This is a genomic window from Paractinoplanes polyasparticus, from assembly GCF_019710575.1.
Lineage (GTDB): Bacteria > Actinomycetota > Actinomycetes > Mycobacteriales > Micromonosporaceae > Actinoplanes > Actinoplanes polyasparticus.
The window spans coordinates 271,548-287,475 of record NZ_JAHWFK010000008.1; the positions used below are offsets into that span (position 1 = coordinate 271,548).

Genomic DNA, 15,928 nt, shown 5'->3' on the forward strand with positions numbered 1-15,928 from the left:
TGTGGAGATCGCCGTGCTCGGGCCGTTGGAGCTGCGCGGCCCGGCCGGCGAGGTCGTGCCGGTCGCGGGCGCGCGTCTGCGCAGCCTGCTGGTGCTGCTCGCCCTGGAACCGGGGCGTGTCGTCTCGGCCGAGCGGCTGATCGACGGCGTCTGGGGTGACGAGCCACCGTCCGGCAACGCGCTTCAGGCCCTGGTCTCGCGGCTGCGCAAGGCCGGGCTGGTGATCGAGGCCGCCTCGTACGGCTATCGCCTGGTCATCGAGCCCGATCAGATCGACGCGCACGTCTTCGCCCGGCTCGCCGCCACCGATCCGGGCCGGGCGCTCGGCTGTTGGCGCGGTGATCTCGACTTTCCCGAGGTGGCCCGGGCCGAGGCGGCGCGGCTGCACGAGCTGCGCCTCGACGCGATCAAGCGCAGCGTCACCGGGCCGGCGGCCGTGCCGGCGCTCGAGGGCCTGGTCACCCAGCATCCGCTCGACGAGCAGCTGGTGGCCCTGCTGATGCGCGCGCTGCAGGCCGCCGGCAATCCGGGCCGCGCGCTGGAGGTCTTCGAGCAGGCTCGCCGCCGCCTGGCCGAGGTGCTCGGCGCCGACCCGTCGGCCGAGCTGCGGGCCCTGCACGTCGAACTGCTCCAGGACAGGCCGAGCGGCAACCTGCCGGCCGAGGTGAGCAGCTTCGTCGGGCGGGAGGCGGATGTCAGCACCGTGCGCCGGCTGCTCGGCGAGCACCGGCTGGTGAGCCTGATCGGGCCGGGTGGCAGCGGCAAGACCCGCCTCTCGGTCGAGGTCGGCACCCGCCACGGCGGCGATGTCTGGCGGGTCGAGCTGGCTCCGGTCACCGACCCGGCCGAGGTGCCGCTGGCCATCCTGACCGCCCTCGGCCTGCGCGGTCAGACCATGCTCGACCGTCCGAAGAGGAGCGAGGCGGCCCGGCTGCGGGAGGCGCTCGCCGGCCGCACGATGCTGCTGATCCTCGACAACTGCGAGCACCTGATCACCGCGGCCGCCCAGGTGGCCGACGAGTTGCTGCGGGCCGCGCCCGGGCTGCGCGTGCTGACCACGAGCCGCGAGCCGCTCGGCATTCCGGGCGAGCAGCTTCATCCGGTCGAGCCGCTGGCTCTGCCGCCGGTGGATGCGGACGCGTCGACCGCTGCTTCCTTTCCTTCCGTACGGCTTCTGCTCGACCGGGCCGCCGGCTTCGCCCTCACCGCGCAGAACACCGGGGCCGTCGTCCGTGTCTGCCGCGAGCTCGACGGCATGCCGCTGGCCATCGAGCTGGCCGCCGCCCGGCTGCGCACCCTGCCCGTGGCCGTGCTGGCCGACCGTCTGGCCGACCGGTTCCGCCTGCTCACCGGCGGCAACCGCGCCGCGCTGCCCCGCCATCAGACGCTCCGCGCGGTCGTCGACTGGAGCTGGGAGCTGCTCAGCGAACCGGAACGGCAGCTGTGGCGCCGGTTCGCGCTGTTCAAGGGCGGCGCCGGCGTCGACGCGGCCGAGCAGGTGTGCGCCACCGATCTCGAGGTGCTGGCCGCGCTGGTCGACAAGTCGCTGCTCGTGCTCGGCCCCGGCGGCCGCTACCGCATGCTCGAGACCATTCGCGAGTACGGGCTCGAGCGGCTGGCCGAAGCCGGCGAGTCCGAGTCGCAGCGGCTCGCCCTGGCCGGCTGGCTCATCGAGCTGGCGGGCCGGGCCGACCCCGAGCTGCGCGGTCGCGACCAGTTGGCCTGGCTGCGGCGGCTGGCCGAGGAGCACGACAACCTGCACGCCTCGGTACGCGCCGCGATCGAGGCCGGCGACCGGGCGACCGGGGCCGCGCTGACCGCCCGGCTGGGCTGGTACTGGTGGCTCAGCGGCCACCGGTCGGAAGGGGCCGCGCTGGCGGCCGAGGTCTCGTCGATGAGCGGCGAGCCCGACCCCGAGGACAGGGCCCTGACCCACGCCTACGCGGCGATCAACGGGCTGGAGGGCGGGCTGACGATCGAGCGGGTGCAGAGCGAGTTCGGCCTGGCCCAGCTGCACAGCGCCGGGCTCGAATCGAAGCACCCCGCGCTGCGGCTGATCCCGCCGCTGGCTGCGATGTTCGAGGATCCGGGCGGGCCGGATTCCGGATTCCGCCTGATCGAGCCGCTGTTCGACGACCCCGAGCCGTGGCTGCGGGCGGTCGCCAAGATGTTCGTGTCGCAGTTGCGGCTGAACTTCGGGCAGAGCCCCGAGCTGGCCGAGGCCGAGATGCGCGAAGCGCTGGCGGGGTTCCGCGCGATCGGCGAGCGCTGGGGCATCGGCTTCGCCCTCAGCCTGCTGGGTGACCTGGCCGCCGCGCGCGGCGACTTCGCGACGGCGGTGGGCTGGCAGCGGGAGGCGATCGCGCTCGTGCGCGAGGTGGGCATCCGGGAGGACGTGCCCCAGATGGAGGTGAAGCTGGCCCACCAGCTGTGGATGGCGGGTGAGGTCGCCGAGGCGCGCACGGTGCTCAAGCAGGCCCGGGTGGCGGCCGAGGAGGTGGCGCTGCCCGAGGTGCTGGCCTCGGTCGCGTACGGCCACGCCACGTTCGCCCGGATGGAGGGCGACCTCGAGGAGGCCCGCGCCGGCATGGACGCGGCCCTGGCCAAGATGCGCCACCCGGCGGTGGTTCCGCAGTTCCGGGCGATGGCCCTGCACACCCAGGGCCTGATCAGCGCGGCCGCCGGCGACCTGGCCACGGCCCGGCTCAAGCACGACGACGCCGTGCGGACCGCCGTCGAGTCGCGGGATTCGCCGGTGGTCGCCCTCACCCTGGTCGGCTGGGCCGATGTGGCCCTGCGGATGGGCGACGCCGCGCGCGCCGCGTTCCTGCTGGGCGCGGCCGACGCGGTGCGCGGCTACCGCGACCGTTCGGTGCCCGACGTCGACCGCATCATGGCCGAAGCCCGCGCCGCACTGGGCGACGCGGGCTTCGACGAGGCTTACCGCCGGGCCACCGGCACGACGGTGGCCGACGCGGTGGGCCTTCTCTAGAGCAGCCGGCCCAGCCGCAGGAAGACCGTCTCGCCGGTGGCGTCGTCGATGGCGTCGTTGTCGGTCACGGCGTAGGTCCGGCCGTCACCGCCGACCGCCAGGCCCTCCACCTTGTCCTGCACCCAGCCGTTGCCGGCCTTCAGCGCGGGCAGCAGGTCCTTGACGAGCGTCTTCCTGACGGTCGGCGTGCCGGTCCAGGTGGCCGGGACGTCGAACTGGTAGATCTTCTTGATCGAGGCCTGCGGGCCCCGCTGGTTGTCGCGCTCGATCACCGCGAACGTGTCGCCGTCGACCGCGACCAGCTCGGACAGGCCGGTCCAGCCCAGCGGGGCGGCGTCGAGCGGGTAGAGCAGCCACGACCAGGCGCCGGTCCTCAGGTCGTGCCGGCCGATCCGGACGACGTTCGCCGGGTCGGTCTTGAGCGGGCGCTGGATCGCGACCCAGACGGCGGCGCCGGTCTCGGCCACGCCCTCGAAACCGTTGGTCGTGACGGCGGCGGCGATGTCGGCCGGCAGCGGGAGCTCCTGCTGCACCGCGCCGCGGGCGTCGAGGCGTACCAGAAGGTTGGGGGTCTCGGCCGAGCCCTCACTGGCCAACCAGTAGCCGCCACCCTGACGCGCCACGATGCCCTCGGCGTCGTAACCGACCGGCCGGCCGGCCTTGGTGACGGTCAGCTGCTTGTTGACTTTCGCGGGAGAGGAGGCGGTGTCGATCGTCAGGATCCGGGTCGGGGTGTACGCCGAGTCGGTGACCGAGGCGAGCTGGGAACGCTTGCCGGGCACGGCGGACAGCGCCGACAGCGTGCCGAACGGGATCAGGTCGTCCGAGACGATCGACGGGAACCGGCCGCGGCCAATTCCGTAGATCTGCACCGAGCCGCGGATGTTGGCGTCCGGAATCTCCTCCTCGCTGGAGACCACGAGCAGGCCCCGCGACGGCACCGCGACGACGCCCTCGGGGCCGTTGGTGGTCGGCAGCAGCTGCTGGAACTTCGGCTTCCGCGGGTTCGACACGTCGTACACCGCGGTGAAGTTGCCCCGCTCCGAGTTGACGAAGACGTACGGCGTACGGCCGATCTTCGCGAACGCCACGTTCTCGGGCTCGATGCCCTTGGCGTCGGAGCGCTTGTCCGGGTAGAGGCCGTGCTCGACGGCGAGGTGCTCGAGCGTGTTGCCGGCGTCCCAGACGACCCGGCCGTCGCGCGAGAAGATCGTCCAGCCGCGCGAGCCGCCCTCGTAGTCGCCCTCGTTGGCCGTGGCGAACAGGTCGTCGCTGATCCACGCGACGCCGTCCGGCTCCCGCCCGGCGGTGATCGAGCCGTCCAGCGTGATGGCGTCGTCGTCCTTGGTGTCCACACCGGACACCGTGACCGCGCCCGCCGGGAAGTGCTCGACGACCTTGCCCGACCTCAGCGACACGACAGCCAGGTGGTTGTTCTCCTGCAGGGAGACGACCGCCTCGTCGCGCGAGTTGATGCTGACGTACTCCGGCTCAGGATCGGTCGGCGCGACCGCGGCCAGCCCGGTCAGGCCCACCTTGGAGGCCTTCCACGTCTTCGTGTCGATCACCGACAGGTAGCCGGCCGGCAGCTGCGGGATCGCGCCGTCGTTGACGTCCTCGTCGCGCTCGTTCTCGATCGCCACGGCGATGTAGCGGCCGCTCGGCGCCACCGCGACCGAGTCGGGCTGCCCACCCAGGTCGATCTGCCGCACGACCTTGCGGCTGCGGTCGTCGATCACGACGAGCTTGCCCGACGGGTTGGTGAAGCTCTCGCGCGTGTTCACGCCGGCGAGCAGCAGGTGACCGAGGTGCGCCACCGAGGTGGGCTCGCCGTCCAGGGCCAGCGTGCCGGACGCCCGCGGCCGGCTGGGATCGCTGATGTCGACGAAGCCGAGGCGCTTGCCCGGGCTGTCGGTGTAGACGACCGTGCGGCCGTCCCCGGTGACCGTGGAGATCTCCGCCGCCGCGGTGTCGTCGATCGACGAGTTCAGATAGGCCGGGAAGGTGGCCAGCCGGCGGAATTCCCCATCGGGGGCGTGAGCGGCCGCCGGCGTGGCGACAAAGGTGGCGGCCAGGCCGAGCAGAGCGATTGCCGAGCGTTTGTGCATGCGCTCTGACTACGTGAGGATCTTGTCCTCCTCATGGACGTCCGCTGAACGAGGGGTGCCGATGGGTGTCCAGATCAGCAGGGCCAGGCTGAACCAGACATAGAGGTTGCCGCCGATCAGCTCCAGCGGCGGGCGCGGGCGTTTCTCCCACAGCCAGGTCAGCCGGCTCGTCATCAGCAGGTAGGCGGCGCCGCCCAGGATCTTCTGGTTGCGGGTGCCCAGGTCGACGCAGCGGACGATCGCGGGCAGCAGCCACACGCAGTGGTGGATCCAAGTGACCGGGCTGATCAGGCAGCCGACGACGCCGGTCAGCGCGAGGCCGCCCATGATGTCGTCCGGCGCCTTGGCCACCCGCCAGGCCCAGAAGGCCAGGGTGACGAGTACGCACACCAGCCACACCCTCGCCTCGACCTGGGCAATGGGCAGGCGGGCCAGGAAGCCGCGCTCCGACTGGTTGGACAGAAAGGACAGCACGCCGACCCGGTTGGTGTCCCACAGCGCCGACGTCCAGAACTCCCGCGACTCGTCCGGGAAGATCGCGGCCGCCAGCAGGGTCGCGCCGGCCGCGGCGCCGCTCGCCGTGGCGGCGGCCCGCCAGCGCCGGGTGACCAGCAGATAGACGATGAAGATGCCCGGCGTGAGCTTGATCGCGGTGGCCACGCCGATGCCGACGCCGGCCCACTTGCGCCCCCGGCCCAGGCCGAACAGCAGGTCCCCGGCCACGAGCGTGAGCAGCAGCGTGTTGACCTGACCGAACGTGATCGTCTCGCGCACCGGCTCGAACGAGATGGCCAGGCACACCGCGATGCCGTACGCGAACCAGACCGTCCATCCCCGTCGACGGATCAGGTCCCGGGCGAACCACCAGATGAGCAGCGCGGTGGTGAGCACCGTGGCCACGATGGCGATCACCACCACCGCGCCGAACGGCAGGAAGGCCATGGGCGACATGACCAGACCCGCGAACGGCGGATACGTGAAGCCGTAGGGGGTTCCGGCCCGCAGCCAGTCGTAGACCATGCCGCCGTCGCCGCGGAACCAGTACTGGATCGCTCCGTAGTAGACCTTGGAGTCGAAGTACCCGTTACGCGTCTGGGCCAGATAGACGACCAGGAACGTGATCAGCCCGGCGACGCTCAGCAGCGCGATTTTTCGCTTCATGTACCGATTTCCAGGCTAAGTAGATGATGAACGCGGTCATGGCGACGGCACCCTGCGCCTTCACCGCCAGCGCCAGGTTGTAACCGTCCGGCAGGCACAGGGCGGAGGCGGCCGCGCACGGCACGACCAGCCACTTCAGGTGTGTGTGCAGGGTGGCGGCAAGGACGGCGAGCGGCCAGAACGCGTACCAGGGGTGGAAGACCGGCGCGAGCAGAACGGTCGCCGCCAGGGCGTACCCGGAGTAGAGCAGCGCGTCGCGATGGCGGGCTTTCCACCAGAGGCACGCGAGGACGACCGCGAGCGCCGCGATGCCGAGAACCCGGGTGACCGGCACGGCATCCGGGCCGACGAGGTCGATCGTCATGCCGATCGCCGTGGGCAGCGACGTCCACTGCACCGAGACCCCGCTGCCGCTGAGCGCCGTGACCCACCCGAACCCGCGCCCGCTGACGAGCGAGACCCCCGCCAGAGCGAGAAGCAGCCCCCCGGCCAGCGTCGCCGCGGGTCGCTTCTGCCGGTCGAGCACGAGCAGCAGGGCGAACGGCGCCACGACGACCGCAGTCGCCTTGACAGCCACCGCCAAGCCCAGCAGCAGGCCGGCCGCCCAACCCTTCCGCCTGATCGCGAACGCCAGCCCGGCCACCATCAGCCCCACCATCAGCGCGTCGTTGTGCGCGCCGGAGATCAGATGGATCGGCACCAGCGGGCAGGCCAGCACCAGCCACACCGCACGACCCAGCGGAACACCGCCGCGCCGGGCCAGCACCGGCAGCGACACGGCGATCAGCGCGACGCCGACCAGCGCGATCACCCGCAGCCCGGCCAGCGTCCCGGCCAGGCTGCCGGTCTTGGCCGCGAGCCCGGCCAGCACCAGAAACAGCGGGCCGTACGGGGCCGGGGCGTCGCGCCAGGTGGGGGCCACGGCGTCGGCCCAGGGACAACCCAGAACATCGACCCCGCCCGCGTACGGGTCGAGGCCCGCACTCTGCTGCCAGCCCTGGCACGCGTACGAGTAGGCGTCGTAGCTCCCCAACGGCAGGAAGGCCAGCAGGGGCAGCATCCAGAGCCCGGCCGTCACGTACGCCCAGCGCGCCGACGGCACGGCACGCACACCGAGTACCCACGCGGTGATCAGCAGCCCCGTGCCGAGCAGCCAGGCGACCGGCAGCAGCACGCCGTCGTCACCGGCGAAGATCGTCCCGGGTTTGATCGTCGGCTGCCACGGATTCGTCGCGCCGCCGAGCCAGGCGGCCACCGCCAGGAGGACGCTGCCGCCCAGGCCCGCGTAGCGGACGGCGGCGAGGCGGGGCATGGCGAGCACCCTATCGTGACGCGCTGTAGGGTTTGGTCGCGTGTGGGCCCGGCACCGGCTGGAAGTGTTCACCGCCGTGCTCGCGGCGGTGCTCGGCGCCACCTATCTGCTGCTTCCGGCCATGGGCTCCGACCTGGCAGCCCAGGTGGCCCGGGCCGACTTCTTCGCCGCGCACGGCTACACCCCCGTCGACCTGCGCTGGTACGCCGGTGTGGACCAGCTCGGCTACAGCCTGATCTCACAGCCAGTGATGGCGCTGCTGGGCGTACGCCTGACCGGCGCCCTGTGCCTGCCGTTCGCAGCCGTGCTCCTCGCCGTCCTGCTGCGCCGCACCGACGCCCCGCGTCCCCTGCTCGGCGCCCTGGTCGGCACCGCGTGCCTGGCCGGCAACCTGGTGAGCGGCCGGGTGACGTACGGCCTCGGGGTGTGCCTGGCCCTCGGCGCGCTGGTCGCCCTGACCACCCGCCGGCCGCGTGCCTCCATTCTTGACGGCTGGCTCGCCGCCCTGCTCACCCTGCTGGCTGGAGCCACCAGCCCGGTCGTCGCGTTGTTCCTGGGCCTGGCCGGTGTCGCGTTGATCCTGTCCGGCCGGCTGCGCTCGGGCCTGCTGCTGGCCATTCCCGCCGCCGTCCCCCTGGCCCTGACGGCCCTGCTCTTCGGCGACGGCGGCTGGATGAACATCAGCCGCACCGACACCGTGCGCGCAGTGATCGCCGGCCTGGTCGTGGCCGCCCTGGTCCCCCGCCGCCCGGTACGGATCGGCGCCCTGCTCTCCTCGGCCGGAGTCCTGGCCGCAGCTTTGATCCACACCCCGGTGGGCCTGAACGCCACCCGCCTGGCCGTGATGTTCACCCTTCCCCTGCTGGCCGCCTACGCCACTCTCCCCGTCCTCTCCCGCACCTCGCCGCGGACGGGTGCCGTCCGGCCGCTACCCGGATGGGCGGTCGTGATCCTGCTGGCCGTGGCCTGCTGGTGGCAGCCCCCCGTCGTCACCGGCGACGTGCGCGACATCGGCAACCCGACCGCCGACGCCGCCTACTTCCGCCCCCTGCTCGACCGCCTGGCCCAGGAAAACCTGACCGGCCGGGTGGAGATCCCCGCCACCCGCGACTACTGGGAAGCCGCCCACATGGGCGACGTCCCCCTGGCCCGCGGCTGGCTGCGGCAGGCCGACATCGACCGCAACCCGCTCTTCTTCACCGACCTCCCCGGCGCCCGCGGCACCGGCGTGCCTCTGACCGCCGACACCTACCGCGCCTGGCTCGACGAGCTGGCCGTCCAGTTCGTAGCCGTCCCCGACGCCGAACTGACCTGGTCGGGCCGCCCCGAGGCAGAGCTGATCAAGGCCGGCCTGCCCTATCTGACCGAACTGTGGAGCAACGCCGACTGGCGTCTCTACGCGGTAGCCGACCCCCGGCCCCTCGTCGCCGCGCCGGCCCGCCTGGTCCGCCAGGACGCGGCCTCCGTGACCTTCGACGCCACTCCCGGCACCGTCCCCGTACGCATCCGCTGGAACCGCTGGCTCACCATCGACAACGACGCCACCCTGGAACGCCAGGGCGACTGGCTCACCGTCAAGGTCACCGACCAGGGCCGCTACACGATCAGCAGTTGATCCTCGTTCCCGCGCGATCGCCGAATCAACGTCGGCCGGGCGACCACCTTCGGGTGTCGCACCGAATTTCGTTCGGCACGACGCTTCCGCGGGCGGGTGGATGCCTAACTTGGACCCCATGTTCTCGCATGAACGGATCATCATCCGGCGCGGCCCGGAGTCGGAGCTGCCGATCATCGTGGCCGTGCACTCGACGGCGCTGGGGACGGCCCTCGGCGGCTGCCGCCTGAAGGCGTACCCGCAATGGCAGGACGGTCTGGCCGATGCCCTGCGGCTCTCGGCCGCCATGACCGACAAGTGCGCCCTGGCCGGGCTGCCCAACGGCGGCGGGAAGACCGTGATCGCCCTTCCCACCGGCGCCACACCGGATCCCGGCCTACGGGTGGCCGCCCTGCACGACGCGGGCTCGGTGATCGAGGAGCTGGGCGGCCACTACGCGACCGGCCCCGACGTCGGCACCGGCCCGGACGACATGGTCACGATCGGCCACCGTACGAACCATGTCTTCTGCCGCCCGGCCGGCGCGGGCGGCAGCGGTGACTCGTCCCCGGGCACCGCCGCCGGCACGGTCGCGGCTCTGCGGGCGGTGTGCCGCGCCCGATTCGGTTCAGCCGACCCGGCCGGACGCTCCTTCGCGGTCGTCGGCCTGGGCCGGGTCGGCGGACGGGTGGCCCGGCTGCTCGCCGAGTCCGGCGCGAAGCTCGTCGTCGCCGACGTCGACCCGGCCAAGCGGTCCCTGGCCGACGAGCTGGGCGCCACCTGGGCAACGCCGGAAGAAGCCCAGACCGCGGCCGTCGACGTCCTGGTGCCGGCCGCCCTGGGCGGACTGCTGACCCCCACGAGCGTGGCCGCGCTGCGCTGTGCCGCTGTGGCCGGCCCAGCGAACAACCAGCTCGACACCCCCGCCACCGCTGACCTGCTGCACGACCGGGGCATCCTCTGGGCCCCGGACTACGTGGTCAGCGCCGGCGGCGTCATCAGCGCCACCGCCGTCGAGCTGCACCACGAATCGCCCCAGCAGGTCACGGCCCGCCTGGACGCCATCGCGGACACGCTCACCGAAGTGTTCGCGTCCGCGCAGCGCGACGGCATCACCCCCAGCGCCGCCGCCACGGCCGAGGCCCGTCGGCGTCTTGTCAGTCGCGGGCAGGCGGGCTGACCGGCTCCACCCGGTCGTACGGCGGGTTGAGCGGCGCATCCCCCGGCAGGTCGGCGAAGTGCGCGTTGAGGTGCGCGTACGGGTTCCGGCAGGGGTCAGCGGCGGCACGGGCCTGTTCGATCTCCTGCCGGCGCAGCGCCACCGCGAGCCGCAGCGCCGACCACACCCGCAGCCGCCGCGACGAGTCGAGCACCGCCAGCACGCGGGCGAGCCCGTCCCGCTCCCCCGGGGGCACGCAGGTCAGCACGATGACGAGAGGAATGACAGCCGCGAGGATCTCACTGAGGGCGATCATCACCACGATCAGCGCGACGACACCGACCAGCACGGAAGTAGCCATCGGGAGTCTCCTGTCCGTCGGACGAGGGTGGATCCGCCCGGTGCGGGACCGGGCGGCTCGGAGGAGGCGACCACTCGGTGGGCGCTGACCGCGGCTGCGGCCACCAGGACAGGGGGTCCTGACAACTGCCGTCGCCGCGACGGCTGAGCAATCAGGACGGAGAGCGCAGCGAGCGTGAGATACACGATCGGCCGGGTTAAGCGTGTCGCTTCCCGGTCGCTACTCGCTGGTGAGGCTGGCGGAGACAAGGGCATGTGATCGACCTCCGGTTCAGGCCGCATATGCACTACCAAGGGCCCTGACTTCGACGTCTCCGACGAGACAACCACAGAGCGAAGTCGAACCGACAGCGTGTGGTTGTCCCGGCGTGACCCTCTGCACTTGAATATGCAGCGTTATGCAGGAAACCGCAAGACTGATGCGCCGACGTGAATTAGCTCTTCAGACTGTTCACGATGTGACCACCGGGGTTTCCGTTCCCTCCGAGGTGTGGTTGCATGGCTCTATTCGGGAATCGCGCATAGAATCTTGACCCGTGCTGTATAGTTCGCGCACGTGACAAACTCACCGAAACCGGGCGCAAAGTGGCGCCTCGATATGTATGCCTCTGAGTGCAGCTCAGGCACGTGCCCGACCGTCTACGGCACGGACACCGACTCTGTTCTAGTGCAGGGATACATCGTCACGGCCGAAGACGCGGGTCTTGACCTGCCTGCCGGCGAACAGATTGTCGAGATTCCCCGAGAGATCCTCATCGCCGCGGCCGCCCGGGCGACGAGCAAGACATATTGAGGAGGGGGGCGAGCACGGAATGACCGACTCGCCCAACTCATCCCGTAGCGCCGGCGAGAGTGTCGGCGCCGCGCTGGCACGCTGGCGCCGACGCAAAAAGATCTCCGGACAGGTCCTCGGCGACAAGGTCGGCATGAGCCAGGCCAAAATTTCCCGGCTCGAGACCGGAGCTTCCACCCCCGATCCGCAGGACGTCCGGCTCATCGCCCGGGGACTCGAACTGCCGGCGGACGAGGTCGAACGTCTGGCCGCCCTGGCCGAGCAGTCGGATGAGCAGTTCGTCGAGTGGCAGGCAGTGGAGCCGAATCTGCCGAACCGGCAGAACTTCGTGAAGTCGCTCGAAGCGCCGGTGCGCGAGGTACGAGTGTTCCAGCCCGCGGTGGTGCCCGGTCTGCTGCAAACCAGCGAGTACGCGCGCGCCATCCTCGAGGCGTTCCGCTTCGAGGTCGGCGACGGCAAGGCCGCCGGCTCCGACCTGGCTGTACAAGAGGCTGTCGCCGCGCGCATGGCCCGAAGCCAGGCCCTCTACGAGCCGGATCGGGAATTTCACTTCGTCATGGCCGAGACGGTTCTCTGCAACCTGGTCTGCGGACCGCTCGACATGCTGGGTCAGATCAAGCGCCTGCGTGAAATCGCAAAAAGGCCCAATGTCGCGATTCGCATAGTCACCCTGACCCAGCGGTGGCCCGTGCCGCCGGCCAATGGCTTCGAGCTCATGGGCGATCGGCACGTCATGGCCGACCTCATCAACAGCAGCCTGGTCTCCCGGGCCGGGCGGCGTGCCGTCCGCCAGCATCGGCACGTGTTCGACGCCTTCGAAGCTGTCGCGACGACCGATATCGAGCCCATCCTGGACAAATACGAAGCTCGATACGTCCAGATGCTGCCCGGCGCCGCAGCCTGACCCATTGTAGTTACGGCACTCCCGTCCGTACCTTGGGTGTCATGACGACCCATGAGGACGCCGTCACCACCGCAAAGACGGCCACCGCCGACCTGCGCCTCCACGCCCTGACTCCCGACTGCAGCGGCGGTTCGTGCCCGACCGTCTACGGGACGAACCGCGCGACAGTTGTCGTGCAGGGCTACGTGGTGAACGACGACAACGCCGGTGTCGAGGTGCCCGACGGCGAGCGCCTCGTCGAGATTCCCGTCGAGGTTCTGCTCGCCGCCGCCGACCAGATTCGTAAGCAAGCCTGAGACAGCGTCGTCACCAGGCGAAACGGCGCTTCTTCTTCTGCTGGCCGCGCAGGCCGCCGAGGAAGTCGGCGCCCTGCCGGAGCGCGCGGGTGCCGCGGCTGGGGCCACGCTTGGCTTCCAGCCTCTCGCTGAGTTTGCGGGCGCCCGCCGCCGCGAGCGGAACGGCAACGGCCATGATTGCGAAGCGCTTCACCATGTTGAACAGCATGAAGGTGTAATACCCACCCGGGCGCGACTTAAGACTCGAGCACCCTTTCCATGGCAGCGCGGGAACGCCGGGTCAGGCGCAGATAGCGGTCGACGAACTCGCCCGGGTCGCCGCCACCCAGCAGCTGAACGGTGCCGGCGAGCTCGACGCCGTGACGCGGCAGCTGGTCGTTGGGGCGGCCACGCACCAGCGTCAACGCGTTGCGCACCTGGGCCGCCAGCGTCCACCCGACGGTCATCGCGGCCGCGTCCGCCGGGTCGAGCAGCTCGGCTTGGACGGCTGCGTCCAGCGCTTCGAGGGTGCGGGTGCGGCGGAGCTCGGGCACCGCGTACGCGTGCCGCAGTTGCAGCAGCTGGACGGCCCATTCCACGTCGGACAAGCCGCCCCGGCCCAGCTTGGTGTGGGTCTGCGGGTCGGCGTTGCGCGGCATCCGCTCGACCTCGACGCGCGCCTTGATGCGGCGGATCTCGACGACCTGTTCGCGGGTCAGGCCGCCCTCGGGGTAGCGGATCCTGTCGGCCAGCTCTTCGAAACGGCCGCCCAGCTCGGCGTCGCCGCAGACGAAGCGGGCCCGGAGCAGGGCCTGCGCCTCCCAGACGCGCGACCACCGGGCGTAGTACTGCTGGTAGGCGGCCAGGCTGCGGACCAGCGGACCCTGCCTGCCCTCGGGGCGCAGGTCGGCGTCGATGCCCAGCTCGGGATCGGGGGCGGGGGCGTTCAGGGCGCGGCGCAGCTCTTCGGCGATGACCCGAGCGGCGGCGCTCGACTCGTTCTCGGGGATGCCGGCCGGCGGCTCGTAGACGAACAGGACGTCGGCGTCGGAGGGGTAACTCATCTCGTAGCCGCCGAGGCGTCCCATGCCGATGATGGCGAAACGCAGGCCCTCGGGGCCGGGATGGGCGCGGCGCGCCACGCGGAGGGCCGCGTTGAGCGTGGCGTCGGTGACGTCGGAGAGAGCGATGCCGATCGCGTTGACATCGAGCGGATGGGCCGGAGCCAGCTCGCCGGCCCGGCTGAGGATGTCGGCGCAGGCCAGACGGAACAGCTCGCGCCGGCGCCGGGCACGAACGGCGGCGATCGCCTTCACCGGGTCGTCGGCGTAGCGGTCGGCGGCGGCCACGAACCCGTCGAGCAGCGACTCGCGGGAGCGGGGCAGCAGCTCGGTGTCGTCGGCGAGCAGCCGCAGCGCCTCGGGGTCGCGGGTGAGCAGGTCGGTCGCGTACCGGGAAAGGCTGATCACCCGGGCCAGCCGGCGGGCCACCGGGCCGCCGTCGCGCAGCAGGCGCAGATACCACGGGGTGCTGCCCAGCTTGTCGGAGACGTGGCGGTAGTTGAGCAGGCCGCGGTCGGGCTCGGGGGCGTCGGCGAACTCCTGCAGCAGCATCGGCAGCAGGGTGCGCTGAATCGCCGACGTGCGGGTGACGCCGCCGGTGAGCGCCTGCAGGTGGCGCAGGGCGCCGGCCGGGTCGGCGAAGCCGAGGATCTCGAGGCGGCGGCCGGCCGACTCGGTGGTCATGCGCAGCGCCTCGGCCGGCACCCGGGCCACCGCCTCGAGCAGCGGCCGGTAGAGCAGCTTGACGTGCAGGCGGCGCACCTGGGCGGCGTGACCCACCCAGTCGGAGCGGAACGCCTCGACGGCGTCGCTGCCGGGCATGGCCGTGTAGCCCATCGAGGCGGCCAGCCAGCGGAGGCCGTCCGGGTCGTCGGGCACGGTGTGCGTACGCCGGAGCTGTTGCAGTTGCAGGCGGTGCTCGACGCTGCGCAGGAAGCGGTAGCCGCGCAGCAGGGTCTCGCCGTCGTCGCGGCCCACATAGCCGCCCGTGACCAGCGCGCGCAGCGCCGGGATGGTGCCCGGGGCACGCAGAGTCTCGTCGATCCGGCCGTGCACGAGCTGGAGCAACTGGACCGCGAACTCGATGTCGCGCAGCCCGCCCGGACCCCGCTTGATCTCGCGGTCGACCAGGCCCGGGGGCACGTTGTCGATGATCTTGCGGCGCATGTCGCGGACGTCGGCGACCGCCTCGGGCCGCTCGGCCGCGTGCCACACCAGGGGGGCCAGATCGTCGATCCAGCGCCGGCCCAGCGCCAGATCGCCGGCGGCCGGACGGGCCTTGAGTAAGGCCTGGAACTCCCACGTGCGGGCCCAGCGGCGGTAGTACGCCTGGTGGCTGGCCAGCGTGCGGACCAGCGGGCCCCGGCTGCCCTCGGGACGCAGCGCGGCGTCGACCGGCCACGCCACCATGCCGCAGATCTCGATGATCCGGGCGGCGACGACGGTGCCGGCGCTCAGGTCGTCGTCGTTGTCGGCGACGAAGATGACGTCGACGTCGGAGACGTAGTTGAGCTCGTTGCCGCCGCACTTGCCCATCGCGACCACAGCCAGGCTCGGCTCGGCGGCGCCCGCAGTCAGACCGGCCAGGGCGATGGCGTACGCGGTGGCGAGCGTCTCGTCGGCCAGGCGCGACAGCGCGGCCATGGTCGGCTCGAGCCCGCGCCCGCCGGTGAGGTCGGCGGCGGCGATGCGCAGCAGGGCGATGCGGTAGGCCCGGCGCAGCGCGGGCACGCTGGGTTCGTCGCCCTCGACCTCGAGATGGCCCTCGGCGTTGGGCGGCAGGCCGGTCTTGCCGGTGGCGAGCACCCGCCAGTCGTCGGGGTTGGCCACCAGGTGGTCGCCGAGCGCGGACGAGGCGCCCAGCACGGCGATCAGGCGGCGGCGCAGGCCCGCGTCGAGGGCCAGGGCGCCGATCAGCTCGTCGGTGGCCTCGTTGGTGCTGATCTCGCCGCCCGGGCCGGTGACCCGGCCGCCGTTGCCGCGGGCGGCCGCCCGCCCGGCCGCCTCGACCAGCCGGTGCAGCTGGCGCAGGGCGAGGTTGGGGTCGGCCGCGCGGGACAGCGAACTGAGCAGCTCGGCGGCGTCGGCGTCGCTGGGCGCCTGCGTCTCGGCGTCCCACAGCCGCAGACCGGTCGCGCCGAGCAGGTCGGACGCGCGAACGCCGTTGTCGGCGAAGCCGTACCGGGCCAGCCGGCTGGGCCGGGTCACG

11 protein-coding genes are annotated in these 15,928 nt (G+C 71.9%); 5 read left to right on the forward strand and 6 right to left on the reverse strand.

The genetic code is table 11. The features are described 5' to 3' along the window. The first annotated feature begins 1 nt into the window (after position 1). Positions 2 to 2,992, forward strand: a complete 2,991-nt coding sequence (locus KXC43_RS12965; protein ID WP_221376257.1) for an ATP-binding protein — start codon at positions 2 to 4, stop codon at positions 2,990 to 2,992. On the opposite strand, the gene KXC43_RS12970 is transcribed toward KXC43_RS12965, so the two are convergent. From KXC43_RS12970 to mptB, 3 genes are read right to left on the reverse strand one after another with little or no spacing between them, the layout of a single operon-like run. Beyond that, entirely contained in the window at positions 2,989 to 5,100 is a 2,112-nt protein-coding gene (locus KXC43_RS12970) for an esterase-like activity of phytase family protein (RefSeq protein WP_221376258.1), read from the reverse strand. The genes KXC43_RS12965 and KXC43_RS12970 overlap by 4 nt on opposite strands. A gap of 9 nt (positions 5,101 to 5,109) precedes the next feature. Then, positions 5,110 to 6,261 (reverse strand): glycosyltransferase 87 family protein, encoded by a 1,152-nt coding sequence (locus KXC43_RS12975; RefSeq protein ID WP_221376259.1) that lies wholly within the window; start codon positions 6,259 to 6,261, stop codon positions 5,110 to 5,112. Further along, complete coding sequence (gene mptB / locus KXC43_RS12980) at positions 6,185 to 7,582, reverse strand: polyprenol phosphomannose-dependent alpha 1,6 mannosyltransferase MptB (RefSeq protein WP_438870881.1); 1,398 nt, start codon at positions 7,580 to 7,582, stop codon at positions 6,185 to 6,187. The genes KXC43_RS12975 and mptB overlap by 77 nt, the downstream gene beginning before the upstream one ends. 31 nt (positions 7,583 to 7,613) lie before the next feature. On the opposite strand from mptB, the gene KXC43_RS12985 reads away from it, so the two are divergent. Together KXC43_RS12985 and KXC43_RS12990 are read left to right on the forward strand one after the other, a co-directional pair. After that, positions 7,614 to 9,188 (forward strand): hypothetical protein, encoded by a 1,575-nt coding sequence (locus tag KXC43_RS12985; RefSeq protein WP_221376261.1) that lies wholly within the window; start codon positions 7,614 to 7,616, stop codon positions 9,186 to 9,188. Positions 9,189 to 9,306: 118 nt separating this feature from the next. Then, positions 9,307 to 10,347, forward strand: a complete 1,041-nt coding sequence (locus KXC43_RS12990; protein ID WP_221376262.1) for a Glu/Leu/Phe/Val dehydrogenase family protein — start codon at positions 9,307 to 9,309, stop codon at positions 10,345 to 10,347. Here KXC43_RS12990 and KXC43_RS12995 read toward each other — a convergent pair. Beyond that, a complete protein-coding gene (locus tag KXC43_RS12995; protein ID WP_221376263.1) occupies positions 10,325 to 10,687 on the reverse strand; it encodes a hypothetical protein in 363 nt (120 codons plus the stop codon). The two genes, KXC43_RS12990 and KXC43_RS12995, sit on opposite strands and share 23 nt — an antisense overlap. Before the next feature lie 703 nt (positions 10,688 to 11,390). On the opposite strand from KXC43_RS12995, the gene KXC43_RS13000 reads away from it, so the two are divergent. Both KXC43_RS13000 and KXC43_RS13005 read left to right on the forward strand, forming a co-directional pair. Then, the gene (locus tag KXC43_RS13000; protein ID WP_221376264.1) at positions 11,391 to 12,383 is read left to right on the forward strand and encodes a helix-turn-helix domain-containing protein; all 993 of its coding nucleotides are present in this window, start codon (positions 11,391 to 11,393) and stop codon (positions 12,381 to 12,383) included. A 41-nt stretch (positions 12,384 to 12,424) separates the two neighbouring features. Next, complete coding sequence (locus KXC43_RS13005; RefSeq protein WP_255643944.1) at positions 12,425 to 12,679, forward strand: hypothetical protein; 255 nt, start codon at positions 12,425 to 12,427, stop codon at positions 12,677 to 12,679. A gap of 10 nt (positions 12,680 to 12,689) precedes the next feature. On the opposite strand, the gene KXC43_RS13010 is transcribed toward KXC43_RS13005, so the two are convergent. Both KXC43_RS13010 and KXC43_RS13015 read right to left on the reverse strand, forming a co-directional pair. Then, positions 12,690 to 12,887 (reverse strand): hypothetical protein, encoded by a 198-nt coding sequence (locus KXC43_RS13010; protein WP_221376265.1) that lies wholly within the window; start codon positions 12,885 to 12,887, stop codon positions 12,690 to 12,692. Positions 12,888 to 12,915: 28 nt separating this feature from the next. Continuing rightward, positions 12,916 to 15,927, reverse strand: coding sequence for a bifunctional [glutamine synthetase] adenylyltransferase/[glutamine synthetase]-adenylyl-L-tyrosine phosphorylase (locus tag KXC43_RS13015; protein ID WP_221376266.1), 3,012 nt, complete (start codon positions 15,925 to 15,927; stop codon positions 12,916 to 12,918). Position 15,928: the final 1 nt, after the last annotated feature.